Here is a 13,322-nt window from a genome sequence, read left to right as displayed (position 1 = left end):
GAGACAAAAACCAGACCGTGCGCCCTTCTCAAGGCGCGCCGCCCGTCAATACCTCTCGATAGTCCGTTCCGCCGTCCGCACCGTCCAGACCTCAGCAGCTCCGCCACCTCGTCCCGTCCGCCCCGTCCAGCGACCCGACCCGCGCCTCAGCGCCGCCGGTGAAGGGGCTTTTACGGTGAGTGATCCAAACCCGCAAGCACTTTTTTCAAAAAACTTCGCATTCCCCAGCGTCAGGTCGAAAATTGCTGCTCAGACGGGCAGTTTCTACGGGACGAGCAGCGTCACCCCCGCCATGCCTGCAATCTGACGCACATCATCGTCGTACAGCTCTGTCAGCATGTCTATGTAGGCGGCATCCCAGCCCGGAAGATCGAGCTCTTCTTCTACGGCCTCCTCCAGCGCATATTTGTCGAAGAACGCCGCCATCACCCGGCGCTTCTGCGCCTCGTTCACCGACGGGTTCTCTTTGAGGAACGCGCGAAAGCGGCGCATCCCCTCGGGATTGATGATTTCGGACAGCATGTCGAATGAGCCGGTGATCTTGCGGTCGGGCGCGACCCCGGCCATCTCGCGCATGATCGAGCCCCAGATCAGCGGCGTATCCTCGTTGCACCAACAGGTCACCGGGCCCTTGGCGGCGATCCGTGCGATGGAATCGGACCAGCGCAGCTGCATCGGATCGAGCCCATGCAGAAAGACCTCGAAGCTGTCTTGCGGCGAGGCCCGCCAGGCCGCGGGCAGGAAGCTGGCGAAATCCCGCATTCCCACGAACACCTCGATCTCATCCCCGGGAAACAGGCGGTGCATCGCGTCCAGCCGGTCTTCGAGCTTGCGATACAGCGTCCCGCCGGACAGGATCAGCTTGGGAACCGACAGCAGGTTCTCGTGGCTCAGCACCAGACGACGCACCGTATCGGGATCGTCGTCGAGCATGGTATCAAGCAGCACCTCGCGCGCATCCGCGCCGGGATCACGCGCACCAAGTTCGTGAACCGCCTCAGACAGCAGGCGGCGATAGCGGCCCGGCCCCGGAATCGCCACGCCTTCCTTGCGGAACTCGCCGACGTTGCGCAGCAAACCCCGCAGCAGTCGATCCTCGTCCGTGCAATGCGCGCCAAGGTGAAGGATGATCTGCATGGCCTGCTCTTTCCGATGTTTGATCGGCACTATAAGAACATTCACCTTAACAATGACAGTACTTGCCGCTGGAACAGTGGCGGAACGAGGACTTCGACATGAGCCTGGCACAGCACAGCCACACCCAAGCACGCCGCCGCCTGCGCCTGCCGTCGACATGGTCTGTCGGGGCGGCGCTGATTGCCGCGCTGGTGTTGGGGCCGATCCTTGCGGTGTTCTGGATCGCGGCCTTTCCGTCGCAGAACATCTGGCCGCATCTCGTGTCGACCACCCTGCCCCGCTATCTTTCCAACACGCTGATCCTGATGTTCGGGGTCGGGCTGCTGGCCGGGGCGTCCGGGTCGGGCGCGGCCTGGCTGATCTCGCGCTATGATTTTCCGGGGCGGCGCTGGCTGGAATATCTACTGCTGCTGCCTTTGGCGATCCCGGCCTATGTCGGGGCCTATGCGCTGGTCGATTTCCTTGAATATGCCGGGCCGGTGCAGACCGGGCTGCGCCAGTTGATGGGCTGGCAGACCGCCCGCGATTACTGGTTCCCCGAGATCCGCTCGATGGGCGCGGCGATCATCGTGCTGGCGGCGGCGCTGTACCCTTATGTCTACCTGCTGGCGCGCAATGCCTTTCGCGAGCAATCCGCCTCGTCCGACGAGGTGGCGCAATCGCTGGGCGTCGGCGCGCTGGGGCGGTTCTGGCGCGTCGGCTTGCCGCTTGCGCGCCCTGCCATCGCCGCAGGCATGGCCATCGTCATGATGGAGGCGGTCAACGATTTTGGCACCGTCGATTATTTCGCCGTGCAAACCCTGACCACCGGGATCTTCTCGGTCTGGCTGCAAAGCAACAATGCCGGCGGGGCGGCGCAGATCGCCTCGACCGTTCTGGCGCTGGTGATCCTGCTGGTGCTGCTCGAGAAAAGCTCGCGGCGGCGGATGCGCTTCTTCAACCTCTCGACCCGGCACCGCCCGATCGAACGTCGGCCCTTGTCGGGCGTTGCTGCGGCTCTCGCCCTGACGGCCTGCCTCGTGCCGTTTGTCATGGGGTTCGTCCTGCCGGGCGGGGTGATCCTGAACCACGCGCTGGACAATGCCGAAAACTGGGCGGTGCCTGCGCTTTGGAAGGCGGGTCTGCACACGCTGACGGTGGGTGGAATCGCGGCGGTGCTGACCGTGCTTGGGGGAATCTTTCTGGTCTATGGCGTGCGGATTTCGCGCGCGCCGCTGCCGCGACTGCTGATGCCGGTGACAACCATCGGCTATGCTGCGCCGGGGGCGGTGCTGGGGGTTGGCATTCTGATCCCGCTTGCGGGGTTCGATCATGTGCTCGCCGACACCGTCGAGGCGGTGACCGGCATCGACATCGGGCTGGTGCTGACGGGGTCGGCCTTTGCGCTGGTTCTGGCCTATTTCGTGCGGTTCTTCGCCATCAGTCAGGGCGCGGCGGATGCGGCGATGGGACGGGTGTCGCCCAATCTTGCCGCTGCGGCGCGCTCGCTGGGGCGCACGCAGGGGCAGACGCTGCGGCAGGTGTATTACCCGCTGATCCGCGCCTCGATCGCCTCATCCCTGCTGCTGGTGTTCGTGGATTGCGTCAAGGAATTGCCGGCAACCTTGCTGCTGCGCCCGTTCAACTATGAAACGCTGGCGACGCGGGTGCATGACCAGGCGTCGCTGGAGAACCTCGGTCAGGCAGCACCGGCGGCAGTGCTGGTAATCCTGACCGGGCTTGCTGCGGTGGCCCTGCTGGCGCGGGCCAACCGCTAGGCGCTCAGCTCATGCCGAGCGCGGCCATGTACATCTCCATCACGGCCTCTTCCTCGGCGATATCATCCTTGTCGCGCTTGCGCAGGGCGATGATCTTGCGAATCACCTTTACGTCGTAGCCGCGGCCCTTGGCTTCGGCCATCACCTCTTTTTGCTGTTCGGCGACCTCTTTCTTTTCTTCCTCGAGACGCTCGATGCGTTCGATGAAGCTGCGCAGTTCGCCTGCCGCGATGCCGTACTTGTCGCCCGAAGTGTCGTCTTGCATTGCTCGTGTCTCCTGCCGGTTCGGCGCCTAGGTAGCCCAAGCGCGCAAGGGCAGGCAAGAGGCAGGGCTTGCCGCAGAGCGCGCCATGGGGTACGCGCCATTCCGGCCACGCGGACAGCCCCGCGCAAAAGGGAGAGCGCCACCATGGAAGCACTTGTCTATGTCGGGGTCGTGATTTCGGCGCTGGGGCTTTGCGGCCTGCTCTGGAGCATCCTGCGGGTCTGGAAGGCGCGCCGCGCCGGTCTGGACGACGAGGCGCTGCGCGCGGTCGTGCGCAAGATGGTACCGATCAACATGGCAGCGCTGCTTGGCTCGGTGCTCGGGCTGATGGTCGTGATCCTCGGGATTTCCCTCAGCTAAGGGCACCAAGGCCTTATCCCCGCGCAAAGCACCACGCCAGCGGGCGCATCACGAAAGACACGCGCCCCCGAGGAATAACCGCTCCGCGCGGTTAAGAGCGCACACGCTGCGCGAAGTTGCCCTGACAGGGCAGCGGCAGGCGGGTTGCACATAGCAAAAGCGACGATCCCGACCTCGAGATCGCCCCCGCCGGGAACGCCCTTCCCTGCCCATGCCACAAGACGCCCCTTCTTCAGGACGCCTCGCAGGCATCGCACAGGTCAGCCCCGCGCGTGATCAGACCGGCATATTGTCGAACAGGTCTTCGGCCGTATCGTCATCGCCCGGACGCAGCAGAACAAGCGCGCTGCGCGGAACCATGCCGCCACGCGCTTCAAGCTCCTCGACGTGCCGCTCGAGATCCTCAAGCAACTCGCCGCGTGCCGAAGAATCGGCAAGGCTCGATGCCCGTCTGATCTCGCTTTCGATTTCCGAGATCCGGGTTTTCAGCGCATTCAGCATAACGTTTTCCTCCTCGTGGCAGGGCTCCCCAGCCCCTGCTATGTGGCCTTCCGTCCCGCACAATCCGCACAAAGCGGCGCTTCCGGCACAAGTTCCAACCGTCCTGGAGCGATGGGCGCGCCGCAGCGGGCACAATCGCCGTAGTCTCCGCTCGCGATCCGGCCCAGCGCGGCCCGAATCTGCCCGATCTCGCGCAATCCTTGCACGCCGAGCTCCTCGAGCACCTCATCGCCTTCCCGCTCGGTTGCACTGTCAGCCCAGTCCTGCGGCCTTGGTGCATCGAGACTGGTTTCGATCTCGCCCAGCCGCGCGTCGAGTTCGCGAAGCCGCCGTTCGAGAATCGCCTTCTGCCGATCCCAGGACATCCTTGCCTCCACCTCCATGGCACAAGAATGGGTCCGACAGCCGGTTCGATCAATGATTCATATCAAACTCATTGGCCTCTTGATAACATATTCATCTTTGTGTATATGATGAGGCGAAATGAAGGATACCGCAACAATGTCACCCGAAGTCTTTGCGTTTTTCGACGAAGCAACCAACACCATCTCTTACGTCGTCAAGGATCCTGCCGGAGTGTCCTGCGCCGTGATCGATTCCGTGCTCGATTTCGACTACGCATCGGGCCGCACCGACACCCGGTCCGCAGATGCGATCATTGCCTTCATCCGGCAACATGATCTCAAGGTCGAATGGCTGCTGGAAAGTCATGTCCACGCCGACCACCTGTCGGCCGCGCCCTACATTCAGGACGCCGTCGGCGGCAAGATCGGCATCGGTGACAACATCCGCGTCGTGCAGGATACCTTTGGCAAGGTGTTCAACGAAGGCACGGAATTCCAGCGGGACGGATCGCAGTTCGACCGGCTGTTCGTCGATGGCGACAGCCTGCATATCGGCCAGATGCGCGGCGATGTGATGCACACGCCCGGCCACACGCCGGCCTGCCTGACCTATGTGATCGGCGATGCGGCCTTTGTCGGCGACACGCTGTTCATGCCCGATTTCGGCACCGCGCGCTGCGACTTCCCCGGCGGCTCGTCCGAAACGCTTTACAATTCGATCCAGAAAATCCTGTCACTGCCAGACGAGACCCGCATCTTCGTGGGCCATGACTACAAGGCACCCGGCCGCGACGATTACGCGTGGGAGACCACGGTCGGCGCACAAAAGGCCGCGAACGTCCATGTTGGTGCCGGAACATCGAAGGACGCCTTCGTCTCGATGCGCGACAGCCGCGATGCGACGCTGGCAATGCCCAGACTGATCATCCCGTCGTTGCAGATCAACATGCGCGCCGGGCAGATGCCGGAGCCCGACGAGAAGGGCGATGTCTTTCTCAAGGTGCCGATCAACAAGCTCTGAGAGCCGCCCCGAGGGTCGGCAATTTCGGCGTATCCCTGCCGCAAACGGGACGCCTTGGAATTTTCAACAAGCGGGAAACGCGCAAGATGCCAATGGACTGGATCTGGGGCCTGATCGGCGGATTGCTGATCGGGACAGGCGGGGCTGTGTACCTGCTGGTAAACGGGCGCATCATGGGCGCCTCGGGCATCATCGGCGGGCTGGTCGATGGCTCGGCGGGCGACTCGAAATGGGAACGGCTTGCCTTCCTCGTCGGGGTCGTGCTGTTGCCGATCATTCTGCAGCCGGTCTATCGCGAGGTCGATACACACGTGACGCAGAATGTTTTGGTTCTGATCGCCGCCGGGCTGCTGGTCGGTGTCGGCACGCGGCTGGCCAATGGCTGCACGTCCGGTCACGGGGTGTGCGGCATGTCGCGGCTGTCGCTGCGCGGTTTCGCCGCGACGCTGTGCTACCTCCTTGCCGGGGGCGTCAGCGTTCTGTTCTTCCGCCACCTTCTGGGAGTGATCTGAGATGCAACGCCTTGTATTTGCTTTTATTGCCGGGGGTTTGTTTGGCGCCGGGCTGTTCATTTCGGGCATGACCGACACCACCAAGGTGCAGGGCTGGCTGGATGTGTTCGGCGCATGGGACCCAACGCTTGCCTTCGTGATGGGCGGCGCCATGCTGCCGATGGCGCTGGCCTGGCTGATTGCCGCGCGGCGGCGGTCGGCACTGCTGGGCACTGTCTTGCCGCCAAAGCCATCGACCCGGATCGACCGCAAGCTGGTGCTTGGCTCGCTGTTGTTCGGTGCTGGCTGGGGGCTGGCGGGGCTGTGCCCGGGGCCGGCGATCGCCTCGCTCAGCTATGGCGGAACCGGGGGCTACATCTTTGTCGCAGCAATGCTCACCGGCATGATCGTTGCACCTTTCGTGAGAACACGTCTGGACAAACCTGTGCCAGCGGAGTGATCTGGCGCACATGACCATGATCAATGTTTCGGGCGACTTCAACGTGTCGCCGCAAATCTCTGTCGAGGATATTCCCGCGCTCAAGGCGGCGGGTATCACCCTCGTCATATGCAACCGTCCCGACGCCGAGGTTCCGCCGTCGCACCAGGCCGAGGCGATCCGCGAAGCGGCGATCGCCGAAGGCATGAGCTTTGCCTACCTGCCGGTCACGCCCCAAGGCGCGACGATGGAGACCGTGACCGAGCTTTCTCAATTGCTCGGCGCCCCCCATGGACCGGTGCTGGCCTATTGCCGCTCTGGCACACGCAGCACCACACTCTGGGCTCTGGCCGAAGCGGGGCGCAGGGACACCGACGAGATCATCACTCAGGCCAATGAGGCCGGATACGATCTTGGCGGGATGCGCCCCACCATCGAAGCCTTGGCTGCGCAGCGGCGCTGAGCACGCTCACCTGCCGTCGAGATCCATCGTAGCCGCGGCGAATTCAGAGTCGCCCGATTCGCGCTCGGTCGGCTCTGTGTCGAAATCGAAATCGCCGGTGTCGAATTCCATTGGCGGCAGATCGGGAAGATCTTCGGCGAAATCCGCCGGGGAGACGTCTGGTGTGACGTCCTCCACCGGTGCTGGCGAGGCGAGCACCGGCTCGGGCAGCGCCGGCCGGGGATCGTGTATCTCCATCGGCATGTCGGCAAGGGCTGCGGCGGTCAGATCTGACGGCATAGCACCTTCCGGCCATGCCAGCCGCACGGCCCGCATTCCGTTCATCTGCCCCAGCCGTCCGCCCGCCACGGCCGTTCCTGCCCCGGCCAAAAGTTCCACGCCATCGAGCGATTCAAGCGGCAGGGGAATCAGGTCCCCGGCCTTGAGCTTCTGCGCGGCGCCAATCGACAATTTCACGCTGCACAGCACGGCATCCATCAGCACCGGCAGCATCTTCATCTTGCCCTCGTGAGGGCCGGGCATATCGTCACGGCTCTTGGCGCACTCGACATGGGCGGCATTCGGCCGCTCTGGCAGCACGAACAGGATCTCCCCCTTGCGGCGCCCGAGGGCAAGGTCGATGGACACCCGGAACGCGCGATAGCTCGGTGCCTCAAGCAGCAGACCGGCGGTGCGCGCATCTTCGACCATTGCGCCGAAAGCGAACCCTTCGAACTGTGGCCGATCCGGATGCCCGTCGAGATAACGCGCAAGCCGTTCCAGCGTGCCGTTCAGCAGCGGGGCCATCATAGCCGCATCGGTCTGGGTCAGCGGTCGATCCTCGGCCGGGATCTGCGTGACCTGAAGGATGGTCTGCACTTCGAGAAGGCCGGTCATCACCTGCCGGTCGACCATGGCGAGGCCAACCGCGCCATCAGGGCCGTCCAGAAGCAGCAGCAGATTGTTCGCAGGCAGCGAATCGACCACCCCATCCTGATCGAGGATATCCTGCGACACGCCATGGGTGACAAGCGCGAGGTCCCACAGGACATCAGCCGTGCGGGAAAGCGCACGGCGCAGGGCCTTGGTCGGCGACATCGCCCGTGCCTCATGGGCACGACGCGCGGCGCTGGCCTTCTGGCCCAACACATCATCTTGTCTTGCGGGATCTCCCATCACCTGCCTGGCCCGTTCTATGCCTGTTTTCACGCATTCGGTATGGCGGCATTTGGTTACCAAGCAATTTAGATTGCCAGTTTTCCTTGGCTTCGGGATTACGGCGCCGCAGCTGCATAAGTTGCGGGCAGGATAACGCGGAACGCCGCGCCCCCCTGACCGGGAAGATAGGAAATCTCGCCCCCCAGCCGCGTCATGATCTGCCGACAAATCGCAAGGCCAAGCCCTGCCCCGCCAGCCTTCTGATCGCTCACCCGGCTGAATTTCTCGAAAATCACATCCTGCGCCTCCGGGGACAGTCCCGAGCCATTGTCGATGAAATCGATCACGACTCGCGCGCCGGGGCGCACGCGTATCTGCAACTGCGGCTGCGCGGCATCGCAATATTTCCGCGTATTGGCGACAAGATTGATGAACACCTGACTCAGCCGGTCGAGATCGGTATCAAGCCAGACCTCGCCCGCCACCGGATCACACCAGATCTTCACCCGTGCGCCATGCTCATCCGCCGCCGCCGCCGCGACGGCCCGGTCAAGCACATCGGCCAGAATCCCCTTGCGCAGATTGAGATTCACCTGGCCGTTTTCCAGCACTGACAGATCGAGCAGATCGTCGAGCAGCCGCGTCAGGCGCACCGCCTCGTCGTGGATGATCGAAGCGTATTTGTTCCGCGCCTCGGGCTCCAGCCCTTCGGTATCGCGCAAAATCTCGGAAAAGGCGCGAATCGAGGTCATCGGCGTGCGCAGCTCGTGGCTGATCTGGCTGAGAAACGCATCCTTTTGCACCGACAGCCGCGTCAGCTTGGCGTTGGCCTCGCGCAGCTGGGCAGCGGTGCGCGCCAGTTCCTGCGACTGGGCCTCGAGCCGGGCGGAATATTCCATCAGCTGCGCGGTTTCGTCGGCGACGGCCATCAGCTCTTCGACCGACACCGACATGCCGCCGACGATCTGCCCCACCATCGCATGCGCCGTCGCCGCCCCGACCGATCCCGCCAGTTCGCGCTCGAGCGTTTCAAGGAAATCCGGCGTTGGCGCCGGCAGCGTACCGCCAAGGCCCTGCCGCTGCGCTTCCCGTTCGAACAGCGCCTGTGCGTCGCGTGCGCCCATGATTCGCTGCGCCATGATCATCAGGTCTTCGGCCTGCGCAACCTTGCCGGACCAGCGCCGGGGCCCGGTGGAATGCTCGAAGACATTGACGAACTGCGCCCCCTGAAGCCGTTCGAGCGGACCCGGAAAGCTGGCGAGCGAGGCAAGCACAAAGCCCCCGGTGTTGAGCGTCAGCGACCAGAACACCGTGTGCAGCAACGGATCGATCCCCGCGATGCCGAACAGCGCCTGCGGGCGCAACCAGCCGATGCCGAACGGGCCATCCAGAAGCCATGCCTCCGGCAACAGCACCCCCGCGCCAAAGCTTGGCAGGAACAGCGTATAGCCCCAGCAGCCAAAGCCCAGCGTCAGCCCGGTCAGCGCGCCGATGCGGCTGCCGCCCCGCCAGAAGATCCCGCCCAGCATCGCGGGCAGTACCTGCGCCACCCCGGCAAAGCTGACCTCGCCGATCGACGCCAGCGCTGCGCCGCCCCCCGACAGGCGGTAATACAGATAGCCCAGCATCACCACGCCGATGATCGACAGGCGCCGGGCCAGCAGCACCACGTGGCGCACATCGCCCGACACGGTGGCGCCGCTTTGGGCGTAGCGCAGGAACAGCGGCATCACCACGTGGTTCGACACCATGGTCGACAGGGCAATCGCCGCGACGATCACCATCGATGTCGCAGAACTGAACCCGCCGAGGAACGACAGAACCGCCAGCCCGTCCCGGCCCTGACTCATCGGCACCGTCAGCACGAACAGGTCGGGGTTCGACCCGGCGGGCAGTAATTCCAGCCCGGTGACCGCGATGGGAACGACAAACAGGCTCATCAGCCCGAGGTACAGCGGAAACGCCCAGGACGCGGTGCGCAGGTGGGTCTCGTTGTCATTCTCGACCACCAGCACCTGAAAGATCCGCGGCAGGCACAGAAAAGCCGCGCCCGACAGCACGATCATCCCGGTCCAGCGCCCGCCGTCGATGCGCCATTCACCGAGCGCCGAGGCATCAATCCGCGCCAGCGTTCCCGAAATACCGCCCGACAGCCCCCAGACCACAAAGATGCCAACCGCCAGCAGCGCGCAAAGCTTCACCACCGCCTCGACCGCGATGGCCATGACCACCCCGTTGTGGCGCTCGTTGGCGTCAAGGTTGCGGGTGCCAAAGATCACCGTGAAAAGCGCCAGCCCCGCCGCGACCCACAGCGCGGTGTATCCGGTCTCCTGCCCCGAAAACAGATCGCCCACCCCGAACACCTCGAAGCTGACCGTTACCGATTGCAGTTGCAGCGCGATATAGGGCGTCGTGCCGACCACCGCGAGAATGGTGACCCCCACCGCCAGCAGGTTGCTCTTGCCATAGCGCGCCGAAATCAGGTCCGCCACCGAGGTCAGCCGCTGCGTGCGCCCGATCCGCACCAGCTTGCGCAGGATCCACCACCAGCCCATCAGCACCAGCGACGGGCCAAGATAGATCGCAAGATATTCGAACCCCGAGCGCACCGCGCTGCCAACTGCGCCGTAAAAGGTCCATGCGGTGCAGTAGATCGACAGCGACAACGTGTAGACCAGCGGCGAGCGCAGCCAGCGCGCCTGCCCTCGCATCGCCGCCCGTTCGGCGGCAAAGGCGATGGCGAACAGGAACAGCACGTATAGCGAACAAACCGCGACGAGGGTGTTCAGCACGGCCTAATCCCCAAGCCCGCCCGGCCCGGCGCCCCCCGGCTCGCGCGCCTGCGCTGCCAGTTTCCACGACAGGACCGCCGCCGCGAGCACCAGCACGAACCATGTGCCGAACAGGAAGATGATGGCGCTGGAACTGCGCACCGCCGCCGTGCCCTCGTCGCGCCAGAGCAGCGGCACCAGCCACAGCAGCAACCCGACGAAGGGCAGCACGCGCGCCGCGTCGATCACCCGGCGGCGGCGATAGGATTGCCGTTCAAGGAACACCAGCGGCTTGCCCCTCGGCGGCTCGGCCTCCTGCGCCATGTCAGACCGCCGAAGCGAGCAGATCGCGCACCTGCCCCAGCATTTCGGCGTTGGAAAACGGCTTGGTCATATATGCCGACACGCCCGAACGTTCCGCCATCTCGCGGTCGCGCGACTGCCCGCGCGCGGTCAGCATCAAGACCGGCACGCCAGCAGTCACCGTATCCTCGCGCAGCTCGCGCAGGATGTCATAGCCGCTTTTGCCCGGCAGCATCACGTCAAGAATCACCAGATCCGGCACCCTTGCGCGCAATCTGTCGTTGGCGGTGGTGCCGTCGGCATGCGTTTCGACGTCAAGCCCTTCGCGCGACAAGATGAAACTGATCGCTTCGATGATGTTCGGCTCGTCCTCGATCAGCATCACTCGCTTGGCCATGCCTCTCCTTTCCCGCTGGCCCCCGCGCGTGGCGGCTGGCCGGCAGATGCCTCTCCCCTGTCAACAAGTTATCGGACAAGTGCGCGCCGGAGTCAAAAAATCATCGCGCGGTCTCACCCCGCGATCGGATCCCCCAGAAGCGACGGCTCGCGGCGGGCCGGACACTCGCGGCGCAGACAGATCCGGCAGGTCACGCCGACCTCTTCGGCGCTCTCGCCAGCCCGGCTCATACCCGGCGCAATCATCATATGCGCTTCGAACACCGGCTCGCGGTTGATCTGCGGCGGGCCCGACGGCTGGGCAAAGGCAATCGCGGTGACCGCCCCGCCTTGCCGACCGGCGGATTGTAAAGCCCGGCTCAGCACCGACATCGGGCGCGACAGCGCCGCGAACAGCGGCCAGAGCGGACAATCCGCGCCAAAGCGCGGGATCGGAAAGTCGGGCAGCGGCTTGCGATAGGTGAACACGCCCGACGCGTCGCAGATCGCCAGCCCGACCTGCCCGCAGGGCGCGTTGGGCGGCAAGGTCGCAAGCCTGCGCATCGCCTGCGCCGGATCGGTGCCAAAACGCTGCGCCAGCGCCAGCGGGTCGGTGCCTGTCCCCACCACCGCGTCGAGCACCTTGCCCAACGGCATCGCCGCCGCATCCCGCGCATAGCGGGTAAAGCTGCGCACCAGCAGACCCCGCGCCGCCGCCGACAGCTGCGCGCCAAGCTGCCCTGCCACCGCCTCTGGCCCCTCGCCCGCATCAAGCGCGGCGATGTGGTAATCCGCCGCCTCGAGCAGCTTGTCGACCTCTTCCTGTGGCGTGCCGCTTTCCGAGGCGGCCTTATCCTCGGCTTCGAGATAGGAGGCAATCGCGCGCGAGGTTTCCGCAAGGCGGGCGCTGTCCTCATGGATATTGCGATGAAAGCGGCGGCGCCATTCCGGATCAAGCTCGCCCGGCTCGGCAAGGATCGACGCGGTCGAGCGGATCGACGTCACCGTCGAGAGCATCTCGTGCAATGCGTCGGCCAGATGCGGGTCATGCGCCAGCCGGTCCGACAACGCCTCGACCGAACGTTCCAGCGTCTCGATGCGCGCCTGTCCGTCAGCCAGCAGCCGCGCCCAGCCGGGAAAGCGCCCGGCGAATTCATCCAGCCGGTCGACCTCTGCGCCGCTTTCCCTTGCGTGCAAGGCCGCAACGCGCAGGCTGGCGATCAGCGCAGCCTCGGCACCTTCGGTCAGAACCGACGGCTCGACCCCAAGGATGTCAGCCAGATCCAGCAGCAGCTTTCCGCCGATTCTGCGCCGGTTGTGTTCGATAAGGTTGAGATACGAGGCCGAGATGCCCGCCTCTTGGGCAAGCTCGGTCTGCTTCATCCCAAGGATGATCCGCCGCTCGCGAATGCGCGAGCCTGTCAGCGTATCGCGGGCCATACCTTCACCCTCCCATCTAGCAACGCCGTTTTGCGGCGCGACCTGAGTTTCTTTACGATACACCATCGGCGATCGGTCGCAAATTGACAAAAAAATCTTTACGGAAAAATCAGTTGCAGATCTGTTTACCCCCCAGCGCCGGTGCGGGATTTGCACTGCGGAGCGCATGTCACGCGGCGAAACAGGGCAACGCTACCCCCCGACCACCAAGGAATGGTCGCTTCGACGCAGAGCCATAAGCGGCTTGGCGCGCTGATCCCGGGGCGTGGTCAGCAGCGCGCGCAAGACAGCATGACCTTGCCGGCGAACACCGCACCCCCCACGCAACTTGTGCAAAGTTTCAGCGGCGCTGCGGAAACATTGCACCAATCGCCTATTGCCTTATGTGACGCGCAGCTTTCCAATACCGGCAAATTTCTCTTGGAGGAGGAACCCCCATGACCACCTACGCCCCGACGCCCGAGTTTGCGGCCAAGGCGCATGTCGGCGCGGCGCAGTATGATGAGATGTATGCGCGT

15 protein-coding genes are annotated in these 13,322 nt (G+C 64.4%); 6 read left to right on the top strand and 9 right to left on the bottom strand.

The features are described from left to right. Nucleotides 1–264 precede the first annotated feature (264 nt). The gene (locus Q4543_RS22150) at nt 265–1,137 is read right to left on the bottom strand and encodes a hypothetical protein (protein WP_303441961.1); all 873 of its coding nucleotides are present in this window, start codon (nt 1,135–1,137) and stop codon (nt 265–267) included. 98 nt (nt 1,138–1,235) lie between these two features. Between Q4543_RS22150 and Q4543_RS22145 the strand changes: the two genes are divergently transcribed. Then, a complete protein-coding gene (locus tag Q4543_RS22145) occupies nt 1,236–2,894 on the top strand; it encodes an iron ABC transporter permease (protein WP_303441959.1) in 1,659 nt (552 codons plus the stop codon). Nucleotides 2,895–2,898: 4 nt separating this feature from the next. Here Q4543_RS22145 and Q4543_RS22140 read toward each other — a convergent pair whose 3' ends face one another. After that, a complete protein-coding gene (locus Q4543_RS22140) occupies nt 2,899–3,159 on the bottom strand; it encodes a DUF2312 domain-containing protein (protein ID WP_216005994.1) in 261 nt (86 codons plus the stop codon). Nucleotides 3,160–3,303: 144 nt separating this feature from the next. Between Q4543_RS22140 and Q4543_RS22135 the strand changes: the two genes are divergently transcribed. After that, nucleotides 3,304–3,519: a hypothetical protein gene (locus Q4543_RS22135; protein ID WP_303441957.1), complete on the top strand. Its 216-nt coding sequence runs from the start codon at nt 3,304–3,306 to the stop codon at nt 3,517–3,519. A 276-nt stretch (nt 3,520–3,795) separates the two neighbouring features. On the opposite strand, the gene Q4543_RS22130 is transcribed toward Q4543_RS22135, so the two are convergent. Then, nucleotides 3,796–4,020: a hypothetical protein gene (locus Q4543_RS22130; protein ID WP_303441955.1), complete on the bottom strand. Its 225-nt coding sequence runs from the start codon at nt 4,018–4,020 to the stop codon at nt 3,796–3,798. 38 nt (nt 4,021–4,058) lie between these two features. Beyond that, nucleotides 4,059–4,385, bottom strand: a complete 327-nt coding sequence (locus Q4543_RS22125) for a TraR/DksA C4-type zinc finger protein (protein WP_303441953.1) — start codon at nt 4,383–4,385, stop codon at nt 4,059–4,061. Between the two features lie 136 nt (nt 4,386–4,521). Between Q4543_RS22125 and Q4543_RS22120 the strand changes: the two genes are divergently transcribed. The 4 genes from Q4543_RS22120 to Q4543_RS22105 all read left to right on the top strand — a co-directional run bounded on the left by Q4543_RS22120 (nt 4,522) and on the right by Q4543_RS22105 (nt 6,778). Further along, nucleotides 4,522–5,385 carry an MBL fold metallo-hydrolase gene (locus Q4543_RS22120; protein ID WP_303441951.1) on the top strand — a complete coding sequence of 288 codons (864 nt, stop codon included), beginning with the start codon at nt 4,522–4,524 and terminating at the stop codon, nt 5,383–5,385. An 86-nt stretch (nt 5,386–5,471) separates the two neighbouring features. Continuing rightward, nucleotides 5,472–5,897, top strand: a complete 426-nt coding sequence (locus tag Q4543_RS22115; protein WP_303441949.1) for a YeeE/YedE family protein — start codon at nt 5,472–5,474, stop codon at nt 5,895–5,897. A 1-nt stretch (nt 5,898) separates the two neighbouring features. After that, a complete protein-coding gene (locus Q4543_RS22110; RefSeq protein WP_303441947.1) occupies nt 5,899–6,336 on the top strand; it encodes a DUF6691 family protein in 438 nt (145 codons plus the stop codon). Between the two features lie 10 nt (nt 6,337–6,346). Further along, on the top strand, nt 6,347–6,778 hold the full coding sequence (locus Q4543_RS22105) for a TIGR01244 family sulfur transferase (RefSeq protein WP_303441945.1): 432 nt from the start codon (nt 6,347–6,349) through the stop codon (nt 6,776–6,778). Between the two features lie 6 nt (nt 6,779–6,784). Here Q4543_RS22105 and Q4543_RS22100 read toward each other — a convergent pair whose 3' ends face one another. The 5 genes from Q4543_RS22100 to Q4543_RS22080 all read right to left on the bottom strand — a co-directional run bounded on the left by Q4543_RS22100 (nt 6,785) and on the right by Q4543_RS22080 (nt 12,804). Beyond that, entirely contained in the window at nt 6,785–7,906 is a 1,122-nt protein-coding gene (locus Q4543_RS22100; protein WP_303441943.1) for a FliM/FliN family flagellar motor switch protein, read from the bottom strand. A 125-nt stretch (nt 7,907–8,031) separates the two neighbouring features. Continuing rightward, a complete protein-coding gene (locus Q4543_RS22095) occupies nt 8,032–10,707 on the bottom strand; it encodes an ATP-binding protein (RefSeq protein ID WP_303441941.1) in 2,676 nt (891 codons plus the stop codon). Nucleotides 10,708–10,710: 3 nt separating this feature from the next. Beyond that, nucleotides 10,711–11,010 (bottom strand): hypothetical protein, encoded by a 300-nt coding sequence (locus tag Q4543_RS22090; RefSeq protein WP_216006002.1) that lies wholly within the window; start codon nt 11,008–11,010, stop codon nt 10,711–10,713. Nucleotide 11,011: 1 nt separating this feature from the next. After that, complete coding sequence (locus tag Q4543_RS22085) at nt 11,012–11,386, bottom strand: response regulator transcription factor (protein WP_303441938.1); 375 nt, start codon at nt 11,384–11,386, stop codon at nt 11,012–11,014. A gap of 113 nt (nt 11,387–11,499) precedes the next feature. After that, a complete protein-coding gene (locus tag Q4543_RS22080; protein WP_303441936.1) occupies nt 11,500–12,804 on the bottom strand; it encodes a helix-turn-helix transcriptional regulator in 1,305 nt (434 codons plus the stop codon). Nucleotides 12,805–13,322 lie beyond the last annotated feature (518 nt).

This window comes from Salipiger sp. 1_MG-2023, from assembly GCF_030547555.1.
Classification (GTDB): Bacteria; Pseudomonadota; Alphaproteobacteria; order Rhodobacterales; family Rhodobacteraceae; genus Salipiger.
The sequence above is the reverse complement of the archived record's forward strand: the minus strand, read 5'-3'. Positions and strand labels throughout refer to the sequence as shown.

Coding starts and splice junctions, on each gene's coding strand:
- Q4543_RS22150 (WP_303441961.1), bottom strand. CDS start 1,137: ATGCAGATCATCCTTCACCTTGGCGCGCATTGCACGGACGAGGATCGA.
- Q4543_RS22145 (WP_303441959.1), top strand. CDS start 1,236: ATGAGCCTGGCACAGCACAGCCACACCCAAGCACGCCGCCGCCTGCGC.
- Q4543_RS22140 (WP_216005994.1), bottom strand. CDS start 3,159: ATGCAAGACGACACTTCGGGCGACAAGTACGGCATCGCGGCAGGCGAA.
- Q4543_RS22135 (WP_303441957.1), top strand. CDS start 3,304: ATGGAAGCACTTGTCTATGTCGGGGTCGTGATTTCGGCGCTGGGGCTT.
- Q4543_RS22130 (WP_303441955.1), bottom strand. CDS start 4,020: ATGCTGAATGCGCTGAAAACCCGGATCTCGGAAATCGAAAGCGAGATC.
- Q4543_RS22125 (WP_303441953.1), bottom strand. CDS start 4,385: ATGTCCTGGGATCGGCAGAAGGCGATTCTCGAACGGCGGCTTCGCGAA.
- Q4543_RS22120 (WP_303441951.1), top strand. CDS start 4,522: ATGTCACCCGAAGTCTTTGCGTTTTTCGACGAAGCAACCAACACCATC.
- Q4543_RS22115 (WP_303441949.1), top strand. CDS start 5,472: ATGCCAATGGACTGGATCTGGGGCCTGATCGGCGGATTGCTGATCGGG.
- Q4543_RS22110 (WP_303441947.1), top strand. CDS start 5,899: ATGCAACGCCTTGTATTTGCTTTTATTGCCGGGGGTTTGTTTGGCGCC.
- Q4543_RS22105 (WP_303441945.1), top strand. CDS start 6,347: ATGACCATGATCAATGTTTCGGGCGACTTCAACGTGTCGCCGCAAATC.
- Q4543_RS22090 (WP_216006002.1), bottom strand. CDS start 11,010: ATGGCGCAGGAGGCCGAGCCGCCGAGGGGCAAGCCGCTGGTGTTCCTT.
- Q4543_RS22085 (WP_303441938.1), bottom strand. CDS start 11,386: ATGGCCAAGCGAGTGATGCTGATCGAGGACGAGCCGAACATCATCGAA.
- Q4543_RS22080 (WP_303441936.1), bottom strand. CDS start 12,804: ATGGCCCGCGATACGCTGACAGGCTCGCGCATTCGCGAGCGGCGGATC.